Origin of the sequence: Paenibacillus sp. FSL H7-0737, assembly GCF_000758545.1 — a bacterium.
Taxonomy (GTDB): domain Bacteria; phylum Bacillota; class Bacilli; order Paenibacillales; family Paenibacillaceae; genus Paenibacillus_AQ.
Genome location: NZ_CP009279.1, coordinates 1,172,680 through 1,192,114 on the forward strand (window position 1 = coordinate 1,172,680; position 19,435 = coordinate 1,192,114).

Here is a 19,435-nt window from a genome sequence, read left to right on the forward strand (position 1 = left end):
CGAAGGGAACTCGTATGCGATCGGCTGACATAGATCATTTAATTAAGGGGAGGGTTAGTATGAGAAAAGGAAAAAAGAAATTGTTAACGATCGGCACTTCTTTATTCTTAACTGCAAGTTTGTTTGCTGGCTGCAGTAGTAATAGCACGAATACTAAGGAGGCATCGTCAGAATCAACAACGAATTCGAATTCGAATTCGAATACCAGTACTCCAGCACCAGAAGCATCAGAAGCGACTGGAATCGACACATCCAAGAAAGTAGAGCTTCAGTTCTATATGCTGGGCGATGCCCCAAAGGATTTAAAGCTCATTCAGGATGAAGTTAACAAAATGGCATTAGAAGATTTGAATGCAACCGTCAAATTCAACTTCACAACCTGGACAGACTGGGAGTCGAAGTATAAGCTTCTGTTGTCCTCAGGGCAGCCGATTGACCTGATCTTTACGGCAGAATGGACAAATTACCAGTCATATGCGGTGAAAGGGGCTTTCCTTCCGCTAGATGATCTCCTACCGAAGGCTGCACCTAAGCTACAAGCATATGTACCACAGGATTTCTGGGAAGCAGTCAAGGTTGACAAGAAAATTTACACCGTTCCAGCTATCTGGAAGGAGTATGTAAATGATGGTATTGCCTATCGGGAAGATTTGCGTAAAAAGTATAATTTGCCAAAGCCGGAATCACTCGAAACGCTAGAGCAGTATTTGGATGGCATACGCAAAAATGAACCGGATATGCTACCTCTGGCGGATACTGAGGTTAGTCATGTAGATTCCATCCGTCAAATGACTACTAAAACTGTGAATACCAACGATAAAGTTCCATATGGACTTAGCATCATGTATGACACTCCAAGAGACGTAACCAGCTATTGGGGCTCTCCGCAGCATTTGGAAGATTTAAAAATGTTCAGGAGTTGGCAAGAAAAAGGGTACTTTATGAAGAATATGCTGAACATTAAAGATAGTGGTAGTGATATATTTGCTGCCGGTAAAGCCGCAGCAATTTTGGGAAGTGAGAATCCTAACCGCTTTGGTGATGCTGTTGTCAAAGTGAAATCACTGCATCCGGATTGGGAGCTAGGCTATTCCCCGTATCCGAACATGAAAGGATTCTCTTCACCCGTTCACCCGATTCATAATGGCTTTGCAGTTCCACGCAGCAGCAAAAACCCAGAGAGAGCTCTTGCTTTCTATGAGAAATTGGTAACGGATAAACGCTACAATTGGCTGACGCAATACGGTATTGAAGGCAAGCATTTTGAAATTGAAGATGGGAAATATTATAAAATGCTTGGTGATGCCCAATCAAATGGATTCACAAGAGAAGGTATGAATGGATGGGCATGGAGAAATCCGGAGTTCATGTTGTTTGATAAGAGCTATCAAGCTGTGTTAGACATGTTCGATGAAATGGATAAGATAGCAAAACCGAATATTTTCCAAGGTTTCGGAGAGGATTGGACGTCTTATCAAGCAGAGAAGGCGGCCCTTCTACAAGTTGAAAAGCAATACTTATATCCTTTGAATGATGGTATGGTTAAGGATGTTGAAGCCGGCTTGAAGTTATTTATGGAAAAGGCGAAAAAAGCTGGTCTCGATAAAATTCAAGCGGAATACACGAAGCAATGGTTGCAGTATTTGGATGATGCAAATATTAAGTGAGTGAGCCAGTTTAGAGTGTTACTCGTAGAGAACAACAGGATTAACCTCCTGTTGTTCTCTACTACAAGGGTGGTATATTTATGAAGGTTCTTTTTCATGGAACGGCTGCATTTGAAGGGATTCCCTCGTTATTCTGTCATTGCGAGACTTGCAAGCATGCCAAAGTACGTGGTGGAAAAAATATTCGTACACGCACTTCGGTCTTGATTGATGAAATACTTAAGATTGATTTTCCGGCGGACACCTTACTTCATTCCATTCGTGATTCTGTAGATATGGATAAGGTTCGCGATTTATTGTTTACACATTCACATTCCGATCATTTGTATCCTGAAGATTTACTGATTCGTGCGCTTGGTTATGCTCAATTTAATGAAGAGGAAGAACTTCATCTATACGGTCATGATTTGCCTATTAAGCACTGTAGTCAATTGCTTGCCACGGAAAGGCATCGCTTCCAACTTCACAACTTGAAGCCCTTTGAAACCGTACAAACACAAACAGCTACGATTACGCCATTGCTTGCCAATCATGATTCTAAAGAAACTTGTTTATTGTATTACATAGAAAAGGATGAAAAAGCCATTTTCTATGGTCACGACAGCGGTTGGTTTCCCAAACAGACTTGGGACTGGTTGAAAGGGAAAAAACTGGATCTTGCTATTCTAGAATGTACGACTGGGAATGCCCCAAATTGTGAAGTTCACATGAATGTTGAAGATACTCTAAAAACACGGGAATGGTTAATCGAGAATTTTGTTATGAAAGCAGAAGGGCGAATCGTAGTCACTCATTTCTCTCATAATGCTCATCTGTTGCATGAAGATTTGGTTCATATTTTTGAGCCGAATGGGATTACAGTAGCATTTGATGGGATGCAACTGGACATATGAGTTAGCGCATAAGTGAAATGAGGATATTTCTATGATTTCAATGGCATTCTTTTTAGTTTTATTTTCAGGTATTACCCATGCGGTATGGAACCTATTTACAAAGAGAAGTCTGAATAAATACGTATTTCTCTGGTCGATTCATATTGTTGGTACACTTGCTCTATTACCTTATTTTATTATTGAGCTGCTTCAAGTTGAGCTTCATGCGGAGACACTTGGCTATATGGCGATATCTGCTTTATTTCAAGGGTCGTACTTCATTTTCCTCTCTAAATCGTATTCCTATGGTGATTTATCGCAGACCTATCCAATCATGCGAGGGACTGGTGTCATGCTAGTGACCTTGTTAAGTGTTGTGTTATTCGGGGATTCCTTAACTCTAGTAGGCTGGATAGGCTTTTGTTGTATCATAGTAGGGCTCTTTATTATTAGTGGAATCGTTAATCGTCATGCAAATCAAGGGAAAACGACTCATTCTATATCCATTTTTTATGCAATTGTAGTAGGGATGTGTGTTGCAGGCTATACATTAATGGACAAACTAATTGTCCAGCAATTATCTCCACTATCAACGCTTGAATTATCCAATATTAATTATGTAATCGTCGCTTTCTTCATGGTCATAAGAGCCGGTCGTGCACAAATTATAAGAGAATGGCAACAAAACTGGAAAATGATCTTGATTGGTTGTATTTGCTCGCCAGCTTCTTATTTTATGTTTCTGATGGCAATGAAGCTTGCTCCACTAGCTTCAATTGCGCCAATACGAGAAATTGGAACGGTTGTAGGTACGATTCTTGGCATACTTGTACTAAAAGAGAAGCAAGGAGTGCGAAGAATTATCATGTCGGCTGTGATTACCTGTGGGATCATCTCCATTGCCATATGGGGATAAGTTGATTTTACTAGAATTGAGGACTACGTTCTGACCGTATAGGGTAAAAATGAAAGGCCTCTCGTAGGAATACGAGAGGCCTTTCATTCTGTTAAGCATTAGATAGTTTTATACTGTCTAATTGACGGGGCAATTCACAGGTGAATATGCCTCATTCTAATTCTTGTTCTAAAACAGTTTTTACTAAACGACGTACTTCATCTGTTGATCTTGTATCCATTAATTGGTTTCTTAATTCGCTTGCGCCTCTAAATCCACGAACATAGATTTTGAAAAAGCGAAGAAGTGGTTTAAATGAACGTGGCTCGAGTTCATTTGAATATTTATCGTGAAGATCCAACTGTAATAGAAGCAAATTGAGAAAATCCTTTGGACTATGTTCTTTAGGTTCTTTTTCAAAAGCAAATGGATTGGTGAAGATGCCGCGGCCAATCATGACACCATCAACGCCGTATTGCTCAACTAACTTTAATCCTGTTGCGCGGTCAGGAATATCTCCATTAATAGTTAATAACGTATTTGGAGCAATTTCATCGCGTAATTTTTTTATTTCAGGGATTAACTCCCAGTGTGCATCTACTTTACTCATTTCTTCTTTTGTACGAAGGTGAATGGAAAGATTCGCAATATCTTGCTTCAATATATGTGTTAACCAATCCCGCCACTCATCAATCTCAGAGTAACCCAATCTTGTTTTAACACTAACCGGCAATCCACCGGCTTTTGTTGCTTGAATAATTTCTGCTGCAACCTCAGGATGTAGTATTAATCCAGCACCTTTACCATTGGATGCGACGTTTTGTGCGGGGCATCCCATGTTTAAATCGATACCGCGAAAACCAAGTTTTTTCATATCAATACTCATCTGTTCAAAAAATACAGGTTTATCACCCCAAATATGAGCGACAATTGGTTGCTCATCTTCTGTGAACGTTAATCGACCACGTACACTGTCTTTTCCTACAGGATGACAATAGCTTTCTGTATTAGTGAATTCTGTGAAAAATACGTCGGGTTTGGCAGCTTCACTAATGACGTGACGAAATACAACATCTGTGACATCTTCCATTGGTGCTAATATAAAAAACGGCTTCGGTAAATCAAGCCAAAAGTTTTGTTCGTTACTCATATTATCTCCTCTTGTTGCGATATATAAAAACATATAAGTTATAGCAAAGACCTTTTACCCAAGATACATATTATCATTTTTTTCGTTTGATGCACAGAATCAATGATGTGAGCGACAGCTATGTTTGTGGTGGTAGTATCCACCAGCATATAAGGCCATGGCTTATTTGTTTATAATCTGTTTATTGATCCTTGTTATAATCCTGTAGACAAACGACATAACGCATCCAATGAACAGGGGGACAAGCAAGTGAACAAAAAGCAATGGATAAGCTCTATATTGGCTGCTGCTGTATTATCAAGCCCTATCCTTATGCCGACCAAAGGATCGGCTGCAGCTTCCTTTATTGATATTGATGGCTCATATGCAAAGAAAGCGATTGTTGAGCTATTCGATCAGGGGATAGTGACCGGTGTTGAAGAGAGTAAGTTCTATCCTACGTCGAATATTACACGGCAGGATTTTGCAATTATTTTAGCAAAAACATTGAAGCTGGATGTTTCGAACCCTCCTGCGCTGCCAACCTTTCTGGACGTTCCCGCAAGCAACTACGCATACAGCTATGTAGAGGCAGCTGTCAAAGCCGGATTGATCAAGGGTACAGGCAGTAATCTTTTCGGTACGGGGCAAAATTTATCACGTCAGGATATGGTCGTCATGTTCGTGAGAGCATTGGGGGTCAATCCTACGGGTAAAGCTGGAACTTTGCAATTTGCTGATAGTAGCCAAATTGCTGATTATTCCAAAGATTTTATAGCTGCCGCTGTAGAATATGGATTGATTACTGGATATAATAATTTTTTTAATCCTGATGCCAAAGTAGATCGTCAGGCTGTAGCTCTAGTAGCCTCCAAGTTTTTGAAGTTTAAGGAGAACGGGAATACTGAGCAGCCAAGCTCCACACCAACTCCTCAGCCGGGTAAAGAAGTGGTAACAGTACCTACTCCTGTTGTTGGAGGGTCCTCCTCTTCACAAAGTGGGCATAGCAGCAATTCAGATATCAATGCACCTATGGTTGATAGCACCAAGTTCGAGGCGATCGATAACTACAACGGGACTCAAGATCAGCTTCGCGGTTTAGCGGGAGCCATTGGCGAGCAAGGAGCAGCAGTACAAGCCTACCAGTGGACGGATGCGAATGAGAACGGTGAAGTAGATGCCGATGAATTAGGAACAGCCATCGCATTAGGCACCAGCGAATCAGACGGATCTGTGAGTGCGGCCAATATTGGTGATCTGAACGCAGGAACGTATCGTTTTGTGATTACCGCTAAGGATTCATCAAATAATGAATCGGCGAAGGATGGTGCACATGCCGTTACGGTGACCTTGAGCAAGAACGAAGTTCCGGATACGACTGCACCGGTAGTGGACGCAGCCAAGTTCGAGGCGATCGATAACTATAACGGGACACATGATCAGCTTCGCGGGTTAGCGGGAGCAATCGGCGAGCAAGGAGCAGCAGTACAAGCCTACCTGTGGACGGATGCGAATGAGAACGGTGAAGTAGATGCCGATGAATTAGGAACAGCCATCGCATTAGGCACCAGCGAATCAGACGGATCTGTGAGTGCGGCCAATATTGGTGATCTGAACGCAGGAACGTATCGTTTTGTGATTACCGCTAAGGATTCATCAAATAATGAATCGGCGAAGGATGGTGCACATACCGTTACGGTGACCTTGAGTAAGAACGAAGTTCCGGATACGACTGCACCGGTAGTGGACGCAGCCAAGTTCGAGGCGATCGATAACTATAACGGGACACAAGATCAGCTTCGCGGGTTAGCGGGAGCAATCGGCGAGCAAGGAGCAGCAGTACAAGCCTACCTGTGGACGGATGCGAATGAGAACGGTGAAGTAGATGCCGATGAATTAGGAACAGCCATCGCATTAGGCACCAGTGAAGCAGACGGATCTGTGAGTGCGGCCAATATTGGTGATCTGAACGCAGGAACGTATCATTTCGTGATCACCGCTAAGGATTCAGCCAATAATGAATCGGCGAAGGACGCTGCACATGCCGTTACGATTGAGCTTATTAATGGTGTTCTGATCACACCTACGGTTACTAGCTCGATATATGGCTTTGACGGAGGTATTTCAAAAACAAAACAGCTGGTAACTGGTTCTACGCAACGGACCATTCGCTTTGACTTTTTTTCCGGAGAAACCTTTACGAATGCTGAAGTTCAGGTAACGATAGAAGGCATGACCTTTACCACAAATGACTACTATAACATTAGTGGGTGGTTAAATCTTACGAGTGATCAAATTAGCAATGATGGGCATACGCTGACTTTCACAGGAAGCAACAGAGGTGTTTCGGATATCGCGTTTCAACTTGAAAATAAAAAGATGCCGGCCCCTGGGACCTACCTCATTAAGTTCAAAGCAGATGCGGATGGACCCGGAACAGCCAGATCTTATTCCGAAGAACAAGTCATTACCTTAATTATTTTGCCTCCGGCCTAAACTAGAAGCTTCTCATGAGTTCATTGAACTTAAGGGAAGCTTCTTTTTATGAAAAATAGGATTGATCAATATAGTCTAAATGAGTATTATGAGTAGGTATGTTCTTATGAAAATAGAGATAAATAGGATGGAGAGCACGATGACAACATCACGACAGAACGCATTGATTTTCTCGTTTACTTTTATGGCGTTTATTCTGGGTACGACGGAGTATATTATCGTTGGTTTACTCTCGGAAATATCCTCGAGCCTCGGAGTAACGTTAGCGACAGCCGGGGGCTTGGTATCTGGTTTCGCGATCGCTTATGCCATTGGCACACCCATTATGATGTCTTTGTTCAGCCGTATCCCGAAACGGATTACGATTCTTGTATCGCTTGTATTGATTCTGCTGCTGAATTTGTGGAGTGCTATAACTGGAACCTACAGTATGCTGCTAGTGACTAGAATAGTTACTGCTGTACTATGTGGTTTTGTTCTTTCTGTAGCCATTACGGTAGCGAATGAAGCGGTGGACCCGGAGAAAAGAGGCAAAGCGATCGCTACAATTTTGAGCGGTTTCGCTGTTGCGAATGTATTTGGTGTACCGATCGGCACTTTTGTAGGGCAGTATTTCAACTGGCCTGCAGCATTTGTACTAAATGGGGTATTAGCCGGAATTGCCATCGCGCTAAATTATGCCTATATTCCACGCAAACTACCGAAGCCTGTACCTAGCTCACTTAAGGATCAGATCGAACTGCTCACGAATGGACGCATTATTCTTGCGTTTCTCATTCCAGTTACGGCAGTGGGAGCGGTGTTTGTGATGTACACGTACATTACACCATTGCTGGAGCAAGTGATGAATATTCCTAAGAGCTCGGTTAGTGGCGTACTGTTTGTATACGGGATTGCCACGATTGTCAGCAACTGGATTGGAGGCAAGGTTGCAACCGGAAATGCGGTAAGTAAGCTTAGATTCGTATTTCTTATCCAAGCTGTGGTCTATATCATCTTTAGTTTGACCGCATCGATCTCGATTCTAGGAATGATCGTACTAATGATGCTAGCCGTAATGTCGAGTATTGTTAGCGCACCAGCCCAGCTCTATTTGATAGATTTGGCCAAGCAGTATTCACCAAGATCGAAGGACCTAGCTGCATCGTTGAATCCAGTAGCGTCTAACCTGGGAATCGCAGGAGGATCCGCAATTGGTGGAGTGGTTGCCCAGCATGGAGGATTAATCTCCCTTCCTATAGCTGCTTCCATCCTGGCGATATCAGCATGTGTGATTGCTTTGATATGTTATAAGTTGGATCAGCAAACTCAAGAAGGGGTTATTGCTCAGCATCATAACTTAACCTGAAGAGAAGTTATAGAGGTCGTCGGAAATCATCCGGCGGCCTTTTCGTATATCAACTAGTAATCTAGTAAAACAACACAAAAAATCCGTCGGAAGGAAAAATTCCATAGACGGATCGTGAGTTATTATATGCAAATCCAACCAAGGCCGGGGATTTCTTTCCAACTGCAGTTACCAGGGCCGCTGCCAGAACCACTACCAGAACCACTACCGGAACCACTACCAGGAGTAGCTGGCATTGTGGGAAACGGTCCTTCAGCCATGGATATCATTTTTACGTCAATGACAGCACTTTTGCCATCTGCAAATAGCACACTAATTGAATCAGCATTAACTGTATTGACATAGGCTACAACCTTTTGACCACTACTTAAGGTGAAAATGCCCCATTTTCCGAGGAAAGGTTGAATATCAGTGATGGTTAGATATGCAAATACCGGGCCACCACTAGAATGCGTCTGCATTCCTGGTTGTTGGGTGCCGCTTCCAGGATATATGGGCATGGGTCCGCCTGATTGCAAGCCACCTGGAGTCATTGGTTGGAATGGGGGGAAACTACGACCTGGGCACACATAGTACGGATTTCTGAAGTAAAAATATCCCACTTATTAACCTCCTTAGATACCTCTAATTAACAGATACCTAAAGTCTATGCTCCTGCCTATGTATTGGTGTATGACACGAATAAGGGCTTCAACTTTACTATAATTGACTATATTTATAATTGTGTTATAATTCAAACATATGTTATTAATATAACAATATATATTGGTAATGTAACAAATGAAATATCCTGGAGTTATTAGAAGGAGGAGTGTGATTCAGAACAGTAGTTGTTCCTGTGAGTTATTGGGGGAAAACCTGATTTGTAGCGGAAACTGAGGAATTACAACTTAAACCGATACATATTAGGAGCACTTATTAGTTGCAATTGCACGCACCCAGAGCTCGGTTCTTCACCTTCAATGGCTATGGAAAAACTAGTTACATGTAGTGCAATAACAATTGTTAGAATATTAACATTTTAAACGTTTTAAAATTAATTATTAAGGGAGAAGTGAACAGAATGGATGTTAAAGATATATTAGGAAAAGTAGATCATACCCTCCTTGATGTTACTGCTACATGGGATGATATAAAGAATTTGTGTGATGATGCGATGAAATACCAGACGGCCAGTGTTTGCATCCCAAGTGCTTATGTTAGAGAAGCTGCAAATTATGTTGAAGGAAAAATAGCAATATGTACAGTTATCGGATTTCCGAATGGTTATAGTACACAAGCCGTTAAAGTATTTGAAGCAACGGATGCAATTACAAATGGAGCATCGGAAATTGATATGGTGATCAATGTGGGCTTCTTAAAAAGTGGACGTTATGAGGAAGTTTGCGACGAAATACGTGCCATTAAAAATGCATGTGGAAGTAGAGTATTAAAGGTTATTGTTGAAACCTGTTTGCTCACCCAAGAGGAAAAAGTGAAAGTATGTGAGCTTGTTACAAAAGCTGGTGCTGATTATATCAAAACATCCACTGGATTTTCAAAAGCTGGAGCAACTAAAGAGGATGTCAGCCTGTTTGCACAGAACATAGGTGAGAACGTGAAGATTAAAGCAGCTGGAGGCATTCGCTCTTTGGATGATGCTAAAGCATTTATCGATTTGGGTGCAGACCGTTTAGGAACTAGTGCCATAGTTAAAATTGTAAAAGGGCAGGAAGTATTGGGGTATTAGATATGGTATAATTCTGATAATTATACTTTATTATTAGTAGTTAGGATGAACCGGCATGGATAAGCAAGAGAGAGTAAATACAATTGTATCAATCCTAAAAAATAAAAGCGGCGCATCCATCAAAGAACTTTCACATCAACTTGATGTCACAGAAATGACTGTTCGCCGAGATATTAAATATCTAAAAGAAAATAAAATCGTTCAAGTTGTTTCAGGTGCGGTTATTTATAATGGTTCTGACCCTAATGAGAATAAACAAGATGAATATGATTTGACAACTCAAAAAAATAATCGAGCATCAGAAAAATATAATATAGGTAAGTTAGCAGCTTCACTAATCGAGCCTAACGATATTATTTTTATTGATATTGGTACAACAACTGCTCAAATCATCGAACATATTCCGTCAAATCATTCTGTGGAAATTGTTTGCTGTACTATGAACGCATTAATTGAGATTCATAAAAAAGGATTTAAGGATTTTATTCTTATTGGTGGTCATTACCGTCCAGAACTTCAAATGTTTGAAAGCAGAGAAGGGTTGGATTTAATAAGTAGAACACGAACAACAAAAGCATTTATTTCTGCGGCTGGAGTTAATGCTAAATTAGGCATTACTTGCACGAACAGTTGTGAAGTGGACACAAAGAATGCGGCAATTAATTGTGCCCTTGAGAAAATTTTAGTGATTGATTCCTCTAAGTTTGATATGGTTAAATCCACTTACTTTGCTTCGTTAAATGATTTTGATGCGATTGTAACCGATAGAGGTTTATCAGAAGAGTGGATTGAGAAAATCAAACAATTAAATATTTCTCTTTATCTAGCTTAGAAATTCAGCGCGTGCCGATACTCAATCGGTGCGCGCTGTTTGTTTTTATACTTTTAAACTACTTTCTTATATGTTATAACTAATGCTACATTCTGAAGATCATTTGGCATTTGATTAGTTGAGGGGAGATTTAGTTTTTGCATTCACCACAGACACAAGACAACAAGAATTCGTTATATATCATTTTACTCATTTCGGGGATTGTTCTGGTAGCCTTTAATTTACGCCCTGCGATTACATCGGTAGGTCCATTAGTGGGCATTATTCAAGAAGATGTGGGGCTTGCACACTGGAGTGCAGGTTTATTAATGAGTATACCTTTGATATCCTTCGCTGTTATGTCGTCTCTCGTTCCTAGAATCGCTGCTCGTTTATCCAACGAGAAGACGCTATTGTTAGGTTTGGTTATTCTTTTGGTCGGAATTTGCATTCGTTCCATTTCAATGACACTCTTTATTTTCGTTGGTACGCTATTGATTGGAATAGGGATAGCCATCGGAAATGTTCTATTGCCGGTAGTTGTGAAGGAGAAATTCCCACAAAAGTTCGGTCTAATGACAAGTATCTATTCCACTTCAATGGGATTGTTCGCATCGTTAGCATCAGGTATTAGTATTCCTCTAGCCCAAGGTCTAAAGCTTGGGTGGGACGGAGCCTTAATCGTATGGGGAATTCCGACAATCATAGCGATCGTGGTATGGATCCTTCTAATTAGATTAAATCCAGCCAAAGATAATGCAGTAAAAAGTGTAAGGATCAGTGCTAAGCAAATCTGGCGTTCACCACTCGCTTGGAAAATAGCGCTATTCATGGGATTTCAGTCTTCATTATTTTATATAACGATGTCTTGGTTGCCTGAAATCTTATATAACTATGGCATAAGTAGGGGTACAGCAGGCTGGTTATTATCCTTCACACAAATTGTTGGCGTACCTGTTAGTTTTCTTGTTCCTATTCTTGCAGGACGACTACGCTCTCAAGTATGGATTGCATTCGCATTAGGCATGTGCTCCATTGTTGGTTATGGTGGCCTATGGATGGGCTCATCTTACCCCATAATGATCCTAAGTATTATCTTAATTGGTATCGCTTTGGGAGGGAATTTCCCATTGGCGCTAAGTTATATCGGAATTCGTGCCCGAAACGGAAATCAAGCTGCAGAATTATCTGGAATGGCTCAATCCACGGGATATATGCTTGCAGCCATAGGGCCTATATTGATCGGTTATTTATACGATATGACCCAAGTGTGGACGATTCCACTGATCACACTGATCGTTATCTCTGGAGTAGTTACGACGTTTGGAATGTTGTCTGGCCGAGATAAGTATGTATAAAAAGACTCCCCATGTAGTAGACAGGTGTAATAATGAACCCTGCTGCTGTATGGGGAGTTTTTTAAATCGTTTTATTTAAAATACTAAATATCTTTAGCGCTATTTGAATTCGTAGTAATTCTTCTGAATGCTTTAAGTCCAGATTTAGGATTTCCTTTATTTTCTCAATGCGATAGATAAGTGTGTTTCTGTGTAAAAACATAGCCTTTGAAGTTTCGGTGACATTCAGATTGTTAATAAAGTAATTTTCTAAAGTTAACATATAGCTTGTACCATGTAATTGATCATGATCATACACTTTACCTAGACACTTCCGAAAAAATTCTTCTAAGGCAACGACTTTGATATTAGCTTCCAACAGATGGTAAACCGAATAATCTTCGAAATGTGAGACCTTGTTTTGAAGGTTTTTTTGTTGCATCAATTTAATCATTTCGTTCGCCTCAGAAAAGCTATTATGCAGCGAGCTGATTGTACTGTATTGCTGACCAATGCCTATTAAGAGTGTTTCCTTCGTTCTTTCAATAAGTACCTCAAGCAGTTCATTTGCATATAACTTGGCATCACTAATCGCAACAGGAGGTCTTTCTTCATTTTGCCCTACTAGAATGATGACTCTATTATTTCTATAAAAGCACTTTATTTCTCCAATCGCTTTATGCGACAAGTCATAAATGATGTCCACACATTTTTTTGCAATAGACTCCATTTTGTACTTTCCGATAATCATATCTTCAAACTTGTCTGCTTCATTCATTTCAATATTTATCACCATACTGTAATACATATAGCTCGGATTTAATCCATGTAAATAACATAAGGTTTGCAGCGCTTCATGGGATGATATTTTCCCCGAAAGTAAATCATCAATGGAGTCCTGCTTAATTCTTATTTCAAGTTCGCTAATTTCCTTTGCTTTGATCAGCTCGAGTGCCATGATGGTGGAGGCTTGCTGCAAAATAATGTAATCAAATTCTGATAGCTCTTGCACTGTCTGCCAAATCACAATATAGCCATAAATATAGTTTGAAGCAGCGACAGGAATCACTCGACATTTTATTTCTGCACCTTCTGAATGATAGGTCCTCTTAATAGACTTTTTCATTTCATTTAGATTGGTAGGAATAGTATCGATGAACGCTTTATTAAAAACAGGCTGTCGATTTGAAAAATCAAGATAATACTCAAGAGGACTGTTGTTCTTCGCATGTTCAGTGTGATGCAATAATCGCCAATCCTTGTCTACGACAATAATAGGATTACTAATCGTTTCGGATAACATGGAAGTTATTTTGGCAATACCACCGCCTTCGAGGGTGATTTTGAAGAACAAGTTATGTATATCTAAAGTCTTTCTATTGAGCAAATCATATCTTCCGGAAACCTTCTCATTAATGATCGAGATCATGTTAGAGAGTGTGTATTCAAAGGGCAGTTCTAAAAGGGGCAACCCATACTTATTGGCTTCATCAATCATGTTCTGAGGAAGCTTGTCAAAGTACCGTTTCATTTTTACAACCAATCCTGAACAGTTCAGCTCCGCAAGTTCCTTAATAATTCGATTTTGTAGTTCTGCATTATTTTTAAAGATGTAGCCTGTTGATAAGAGTAGTTCGTTCGGTGAAAGCCAGTCAAAGGCGTCAGGATTCTCAATAATGTTAACGATGGATATGGATTTATCAATACCTTGTTCTCCAGCAACAATTTTTATTCCCTCTATAGCCTTGATCTTCATTAAGTCTTTAACGGTTAGCAATTTTTGGCACGCTCCTCAGACACACTTTTAACACATTCGCTTGTATAACATGCACAAATAGGATGCACTCTTTTTGGTTCGCTTAAACGATGACGATCCCTACCAGTATATTATATATTAAGTGCGTAAGGTAGTTACGCTCGTCGTTGCCTTTGTACGATGTAACCAAATCATATTATTCAATGCATTCATCCATCTGTTGAAGTGAAAAGGAGGTCAATCACCTTTTTGAAAATATAAGGAATTAAAACAGAGGTGACTCTAGTGAGATTTGCGAAATCCGGTGATGGAGATTTTATTCAACGAATCATTCATCATAAGTTTCATGGTTTTGTTCATAGCACGTTTAATCGCACAATCAATATTCAATGTTTGGATCGTGGAGATTTGTATACTATTGCGTGTAAGGGAATCGATAATGCTCCTAATACACTTATTATTGACTTAGAACACTTTGAAGAAGCAGATATCAGGGTGAATGACATTGTAAGTTCGGGTCATTCCGTTTTATCAATTGCTAATAAGATGTCTATCACAATGAATGGTGTTAAGAGATGGAATTGTAAACTGCCTAAATATCCTTCAGAAGCTGATGTCTTAATAATGAATGTATCCACCATGAAGCAATATATCAAACTTCACGGAAATAACAGCAGAATTGAAAGGGCTTTCAAGAGTAGCAATCCTTTTGACGATGAAATGTCTAGAATGCTTCATGAACGGACGCAGTTACTTGTATCGGAATTGCAAAACAAGCGAATCTCTACTGCAATCACACATGCAACTTCGCTCATAGGCCTTGGGCCAGGCTTAACGCCAGCTGGCGATGATTTCTTGGTTGGATTTTTTACTGTCTTGAACATCGAAAATAATCGATACTTTTTATACAAATCGTTTTGTGAAGAAGTCGTATTACAAGCGAAGACTTTAACCAATGACATCAGCTATATGGCATTAGCTAAAGCAGCAGTTGGCCAGGTAAGAGAGTCTATAAGTGACTTAATGGAAGCTTTATTTAGAGGTAGCGAAGAGGAATTGCTATTGGCTTTAGATAGGGTACTGGCTGTAGGGTCCACTTCGGGTACTGATATAGCTCTAGGAATTGTTGCAGGGCTGGAAATGAACAAGTAAATGGGAGGTACAAGTATGACTGTTCAAGTTTTAGTAAAACCAAACACTTATATCGATTCCGTATCTTTGATGTCACTCTCAACAAAAGCGAATCAGATCGAAATCGTAGAACAAGCCATTATTGCAATGGGTACTGAAATGAATAAAGAGGTCATTAGAAATGTGGGCTTGATGACACCTGAAGTAGAAAGTGCCAAAACAAGTGACTTAGTGATTATTGTGAAGGCTGCCTCTGAAGAACTATGTGAGGGTGCTTTCGATAGCATCAATGATTTGTTAACGAAAAAGAAAGATTCCTCTAAAGGAAAGAGTGAGGTTAAATACTCAACCATTACCTCAGCTGTAAACGGTACTCCTGAAGCTAACTTGGCGATTATTGCCGTAAATGGGAGCTATGCTCCTAGAGAAGCAAGAAAAGCTCTTGAAAATAATCTTCACGTCATGCTGTTTAGCGACAATGTAAGTATTGAAGATGAGATTGAATTAAAGACTTTAGCCCAAGAAAAAGGCTTGCTAATGATGGGGCCAGACTGTGGAACTGCGATTATTGGTAATGTCGCTTTGTGCTTTGCGAATGCCGTGAGAAAAGGCAATATCGGGATCGTTGGCGCATCAGGAACAGGTAGCCAAGAGGTAACGGTTCGTATTCATGAATTTGGCGGTGGAATCACACAGTTGATAGGTACAGGCGGTAGAGATCTAAGTGAAGAGGTTGGCGGCATTATGATGCTGGCCGGAATTAAAGCGTTAGAAGAGGACGATGCAACAAAGGTTATTGTTCTCGTATCTAAACCACCAGCACCAAGTGTAGAAGAGAAAGTACTTGCACAAATTAAACAATGTAAGAAACCAGTCGTGGTTTGGTTTGTGGGTGGGAATGAAGAAAAGGTCACCCAAGCAGGCGGTCATTTTGCAAAAATGTCAAAAGAAGCGGCACTTAAAGCGGTACTTTTAGCTGGAGCAGACGAATCGAAGCTTAACAAACGTGCGTTAAATCTTCCGCTTATTGAAGAAGTGCGTGCGAAGTTAAATCCTCAGCAAAAATATATCCGTGGACTATTCAGTGGCGGTACGCTCTGTGATGAAGCGATGCACATTGCTATGGAGAAATTCGATAATGTCTACAGTAACATTCAGAGAGATCCTGAATATCGCTTAAAAGATGTTAGAGTAAGCCAAGATCATACCTTTATTGACTTCGGAGACGACCAATTTACACAAGGCAAACCACATCCAATGATAGATCCATCCACTCGAATTGAAAGATTTATTCAAGAAGCAAAAGATCCTTCTGTCGGTGTTATTGTGATGGACTTTGTTCTAGGCTTCGGGGCACACGAAGATCCTGTAGGCGCAATGCTTCCAGCGATTATCGAAGCGAAGCAAGCCGCTGAAGATGAAGGAAGACATCTAGAGATAATTGGATACATTCTTGGAACCGAGCTAGATAGTCAAAATATTGAAGGTCAAATTAATAAATTGTTAGCTTCTGGTGCTACACATGCAAGCAGCAGTCAGAACGCAGGTCTACTAGCAAGAGAATTCGTTGTGAAAGGAGAATAGTCATGAGTAAAATCAATGAACTTTTTACGAATAAACTAAATGTCATAAATGTAGGCATTGCGAACTTTAGAGATGATTTATTAAAACAAAACGCGAATGTAACTCACTTGGAGTGGACGCCGCCAGGCAGAGGGAATCCAGAATTAATTGCTGCGCTGGATAAGCTTGAAGACCCAAGTGTTACAGATAAGATTGCAGCTGCTAACAAAGAGGCTGTTGAGCGAATTATTAACTCGCAACCGGTACTGATTGGCTTTGACCAAGCGATCAATGTGGTTCCTGGTATGACGAAAAATACGATTTTACATGCTGGCCCGCCAATCACTTGGGAACGAATGAATGGTCCGATGAAAGGTGCGGTAACAGGAGCCATTGTATTTGAAGGACTTGCCCCAAATATTGACGAAGCAGCTGTACTAGCCGCGTCCGGAGAGATTATTTTCTCGCCATGTCATGAACATAACTGTGTTGGTTCCATGGCTGGTGTAACATCGGCTTCCATGTTTATGCATATTGTTGAGAATAAAACTTATGGAAATATTGCCTATACAAATTTAAGTGAACAAATGTCCAAAATCCTTCGTATGGGTGCCAATGACGAGAGTGTTATCCAGCGTTTGATTTGGATGCGAGATGTATTGGGTCCTATTTTAAGAGATGCGATGAAACTTAATCCAAATGGGATTGACTTGCGCCTAATGCTCTCACAAGCCCTTCATATGGGGGACGAGTGTCATAACCGAAATGTAGCTGGAACAACCCTGCTCATTCAAGCACTAACGCCTTATATTATCCAAACCGATTTCACTGTTGAACAGAAAAAAGAAGTGTTTGAATTCGTTAGCAGCAGCGACTATTTCTCGGGTCCGACATGGATGGCGCTTTGTAAATGTGCCCTTGATGCTGCGCATGGTATTGAGAATAGTACCATTGTTACCACAATGGCTCGCAACGGAGTGGAATTCGGTATTCGCGTGAGTGGAATCGCTGGAAACGTGTGGTTTACAGGTCCTGCACAACAAGTAATTGGACCTATGTTTGCTGGTTATAAACCAGAAGATTCTGGTCTTGATATTGGTGACAGTGCGATTACGGAGACCTATGGAATTGGCGGATTTGCTATGGCAACTGCACCGGCTATTGTTTCGCTTGTGGGGGGTACCGTTGATGATGCAATCAGTTACACCACAAAAATGGCAGAAATCACAACCACTGAAAATCCTAACGTGACGATTCCAATGCTTGACTTTATAGGGATTCCAACAGGTATTGATATTCAAAAAGTCATCCAAACAGGAATTATGCCGATTATCAATACAGCCATTGCACATAAAGATGCGGGGATTGGAATGATTGGTGCAGGTATCGTTAACCCTCCAATCGAAGCATTTGAACAAGCATTGCTTGCATTAAGTGAAAATATTAAATAAGAAGAGGGCTAACTTGCTTAGCCCACCATTCTTATTTCGAACTAGACGAACATCTTCGTGCTAGGCTGTGAAGGAGTGAACAATTTTGGATAGTCTATCCTTGAATACAAAACTTATTAAGGCGAGTGAACAGGGAGAACTGGCTTCTGTTGAGAAACTATTAGGCGAAGGTGCCAGTGTTGATTATAAAGATGCTTCAGGGCGAACAGCATTAATGGCGGCAACCCAAAACAATCAAATCGCGATTGCTAAAAGGTTAATAGAAGCAGGAAGTGACGTGAACACTAGAGATATTACACAACTCTCACCGTTTATTTGCTCAGCAGCAAATGGCTTTTATGAAATCCTGCGTCTCATGATTGCTGGTGGAGCTGATTTGAAGAGCGTGAATCGATTTGGAGGAACAGCGCTGTTACCATCGAGCGAAAAGGGCTATTTAAAAACAGTAGAGGTGTGTATTGATGCTGGGGTTCCAGTGAATCATGTCAACGACTTAGGCTGGTCAGCCCTACTTGAAGCAGTCATATTGGGGAATGGCGGACGACTATATTCTGACATTATTGAAGCGCTTGTTCATGCAGGGGCAGATATGCATTTGCCTGATCGAGATGGGCTCTCATCCCTACAACGTGCCGAAGAGAACGGTCAGCATAAAGTCGTGAAGATTCTAGAACAGAGCTTCCAAGAAAATAATGAATATGTGAAGCAGGCAAAGGCTCTCGCTAACAACGATCAATATGAAGAAGCTATATCCATCATCAATAGAGCGCTAAAAATGGATGCTGACAACCTGGATTTCATCTATTATAAAGGGTATTTCTTGCAAGAACTAAAGAGATATGAAGAGGCACTTCGATGCTATGAAAGCGCTATCTCTATTGATTCAGCTAATTTAGAATTTTATTTCTACACAGCGAATTGTTTGAGACTGTGGAAAAAACCGGAGGAAGCTTTTCAGGAATATGATAAAGCCTGTGAGCTGGCACCTAATGAAACGTTCTATCGCTACCACAAATCTAATTATTTAAGAGAACTTGGGCGACACGAAGAAGCAGTTATCGAGATGGATAAGCTGCTAGCGCTTCAGCCGAATAGATATGACTTCTCCTTCCATAAGGCGAACAGTCTAAGATCGCTTGGTAAGCATAAAGAAGCTATTGAGGCTATCGAGAACGCAATTAAGAATGATCCAACAAATCCGTTATACCACTCACACAAAAAGCAATCTCTTGAGTTACTCGGTTAGCGCA

At 40.6% G+C, this 19,435-nt stretch carries 15 protein-coding genes; 12 read left to right on the forward strand and 3 right to left on the reverse strand.

All coding sequences use genetic code 11. From position 1 onward, the window contains the following. The first annotated feature begins 59 nt into the window (after window positions 1–59). The 3 genes from H70737_RS05085 to H70737_RS05095 all read left to right on the forward strand — a co-directional run bounded on the left by H70737_RS05085 (window position 60) and on the right by H70737_RS05095 (window position 3,455). Window positions 60–1,667 carry an extracellular solute-binding protein gene (locus H70737_RS05085; RefSeq protein WP_042185296.1) on the forward strand — a complete coding sequence of 536 codons (1,608 nt, stop codon included), beginning with the start codon at window positions 60–62 and terminating at the stop codon, window positions 1,665–1,667. Between the two features lie 80 nt (window positions 1,668–1,747). Beyond that, complete coding sequence (locus H70737_RS05090; RefSeq protein ID WP_042185298.1) at window positions 1,748–2,560, forward strand: MBL fold metallo-hydrolase; 813 nt, start codon at window positions 1,748–1,750, stop codon at window positions 2,558–2,560. 31 nt (window positions 2,561–2,591) lie between these two features. Further along, window positions 2,592–3,455: a DMT family transporter gene (locus H70737_RS05095; RefSeq protein WP_042185300.1), complete on the forward strand. Its 864-nt coding sequence runs from the start codon at window positions 2,592–2,594 to the stop codon at window positions 3,453–3,455. 151 nt (window positions 3,456–3,606) lie between these two features. On the opposite strand, the gene H70737_RS05100 is transcribed toward H70737_RS05095, so the two are convergent. Continuing rightward, a complete protein-coding gene (locus H70737_RS05100) occupies window positions 3,607–4,584 on the reverse strand; it encodes a tRNA dihydrouridine synthase (protein WP_042185302.1) in 978 nt (325 codons plus the stop codon). Between the two features lie 249 nt (window positions 4,585–4,833). On the opposite strand from H70737_RS05100, the gene H70737_RS29670 reads away from it, so the two are divergent. Together H70737_RS29670 and H70737_RS05110 are read left to right on the forward strand one after the other, a co-directional pair. Next, the gene (locus tag H70737_RS29670) at window positions 4,834–7,059 is read left to right on the forward strand and encodes an S-layer homology domain-containing protein (RefSeq protein WP_052404170.1); all 2,226 of its coding nucleotides are present in this window, start codon (window positions 4,834–4,836) and stop codon (window positions 7,057–7,059) included. 139 nt (window positions 7,060–7,198) lie between these two features. Then, the gene (locus H70737_RS05110; RefSeq protein WP_042185304.1) at window positions 7,199–8,407 is read left to right on the forward strand and encodes an MFS transporter; all 1,209 of its coding nucleotides are present in this window, start codon (window positions 7,199–7,201) and stop codon (window positions 8,405–8,407) included. Window positions 8,408–8,529: 122 nt separating this feature from the next. Here the strand turns inward: H70737_RS05110 and H70737_RS05115 are convergent, their stop codons facing one another. Beyond that, window positions 8,530–8,907, reverse strand: a complete 378-nt coding sequence (locus H70737_RS05115; RefSeq protein WP_197071266.1) for a hypothetical protein — start codon at window positions 8,905–8,907, stop codon at window positions 8,530–8,532. Window positions 8,908–9,470: 563 nt separating this feature from the next. Here H70737_RS05115 and deoC point away from each other — a divergent pair. The 3 genes from deoC (at window position 9,471) to H70737_RS05130 (ending at window position 12,305) form a co-directional block, all read left to right on the forward strand. Further along, the gene (gene deoC, locus H70737_RS05120; RefSeq protein WP_042185308.1) at window positions 9,471–10,136 is read left to right on the forward strand and encodes a deoxyribose-phosphate aldolase; all 666 of its coding nucleotides are present in this window, start codon (window positions 9,471–9,473) and stop codon (window positions 10,134–10,136) included. A gap of 55 nt (window positions 10,137–10,191) precedes the next feature. Next, a complete protein-coding gene (locus H70737_RS05125; RefSeq protein WP_042185310.1) occupies window positions 10,192–10,968 on the forward strand; it encodes a DeoR/GlpR family DNA-binding transcription regulator in 777 nt (258 codons plus the stop codon). Window positions 10,969–11,105: 137 nt separating this feature from the next. After that, window positions 11,106–12,305 (forward strand): CynX/NimT family MFS transporter, encoded by a 1,200-nt coding sequence (locus H70737_RS05130; protein WP_042185312.1) that lies wholly within the window; start codon window positions 11,106–11,108, stop codon window positions 12,303–12,305. 61 nt (window positions 12,306–12,366) lie between these two features. Here the strand turns inward: H70737_RS05130 and H70737_RS05135 are convergent, their stop codons facing one another. Then, window positions 12,367–14,061: a PucR family transcriptional regulator gene (locus H70737_RS05135; protein ID WP_042185314.1), complete on the reverse strand. Its 1,695-nt coding sequence runs from the start codon at window positions 14,059–14,061 to the stop codon at window positions 12,367–12,369. Between the two features lie 264 nt (window positions 14,062–14,325). Between H70737_RS05135 and H70737_RS05140 the strand changes: the two genes are divergently transcribed. From H70737_RS05140 to H70737_RS05155, 4 genes are all read left to right on the forward strand, one after another. Then, a complete protein-coding gene (locus tag H70737_RS05140; RefSeq protein WP_042185316.1) occupies window positions 14,326–15,192 on the forward strand; it encodes an oxamate carbamoyltransferase subunit AllH family protein in 867 nt (288 codons plus the stop codon). Between the two features lie 15 nt (window positions 15,193–15,207). Continuing rightward, on the forward strand, window positions 15,208–16,755 hold the full coding sequence (gene fdrA / locus H70737_RS05145; RefSeq protein ID WP_042185317.1) for an acyl-CoA synthetase FdrA: 1,548 nt from the start codon (window positions 15,208–15,210) through the stop codon (window positions 16,753–16,755). A gap of 2 nt (window positions 16,756–16,757) precedes the next feature. Continuing rightward, the gene (locus H70737_RS05150) at window positions 16,758–18,185 is read left to right on the forward strand and encodes a YlbE family protein (protein WP_042185319.1); all 1,428 of its coding nucleotides are present in this window, start codon (window positions 16,758–16,760) and stop codon (window positions 18,183–18,185) included. 85 nt (window positions 18,186–18,270) lie between these two features. Beyond that, on the forward strand, window positions 18,271–19,431 hold the full coding sequence (locus tag H70737_RS05155) for an ankyrin repeat domain-containing protein (protein ID WP_042185321.1): 1,161 nt from the start codon (window positions 18,271–18,273) through the stop codon (window positions 19,429–19,431). The last annotated feature ends 4 nt before the right edge of the window (window positions 19,432–19,435 follow it).

Excerpts from the sequence above, each read along its gene's own strand:
- H70737_RS05085 (WP_042185296.1), top strand. The coding sequence starts at position 60 with ATGAGAAAAGGAAAAAAGAAATTGTTAACGATCGGCACTTCTTTATTC.
- H70737_RS05090 (WP_042185298.1), top strand. The coding sequence starts at position 1,748 with ATGAAGGTTCTTTTTCATGGAACGGCTGCATTTGAAGGGATTCCCTCG.
- H70737_RS05095 (WP_042185300.1), top strand. The coding sequence starts at position 2,592 with ATGATTTCAATGGCATTCTTTTTAGTTTTATTTTCAGGTATTACCCAT.
- H70737_RS05100 (WP_042185302.1), bottom strand. The coding sequence starts at position 4,584 with ATGAGTAACGAACAAAACTTTTGGCTTGATTTACCGAAGCCGTTTTTT.
- H70737_RS05110 (WP_042185304.1), top strand. The coding sequence starts at position 7,199 with ATGACAACATCACGACAGAACGCATTGATTTTCTCGTTTACTTTTATG.
- H70737_RS05115 (WP_197071266.1), bottom strand. The coding sequence starts at position 8,907 with ATGCCCATATATCCTGGAAGCGGCACCCAACAACCAGGAATGCAGACG.
- deoC (WP_042185308.1), top strand. The coding sequence starts at position 9,471 with ATGGATGTTAAAGATATATTAGGAAAAGTAGATCATACCCTCCTTGAT.
- H70737_RS05125 (WP_042185310.1), top strand. The coding sequence starts at position 10,192 with ATGGATAAGCAAGAGAGAGTAAATACAATTGTATCAATCCTAAAAAAT.
- fdrA (WP_042185317.1), top strand. The coding sequence starts at position 15,208 with ATGACTGTTCAAGTTTTAGTAAAACCAAACACTTATATCGATTCCGTA.
- H70737_RS05150 (WP_042185319.1), top strand. The coding sequence starts at position 16,758 with ATGAGTAAAATCAATGAACTTTTTACGAATAAACTAAATGTCATAAAT.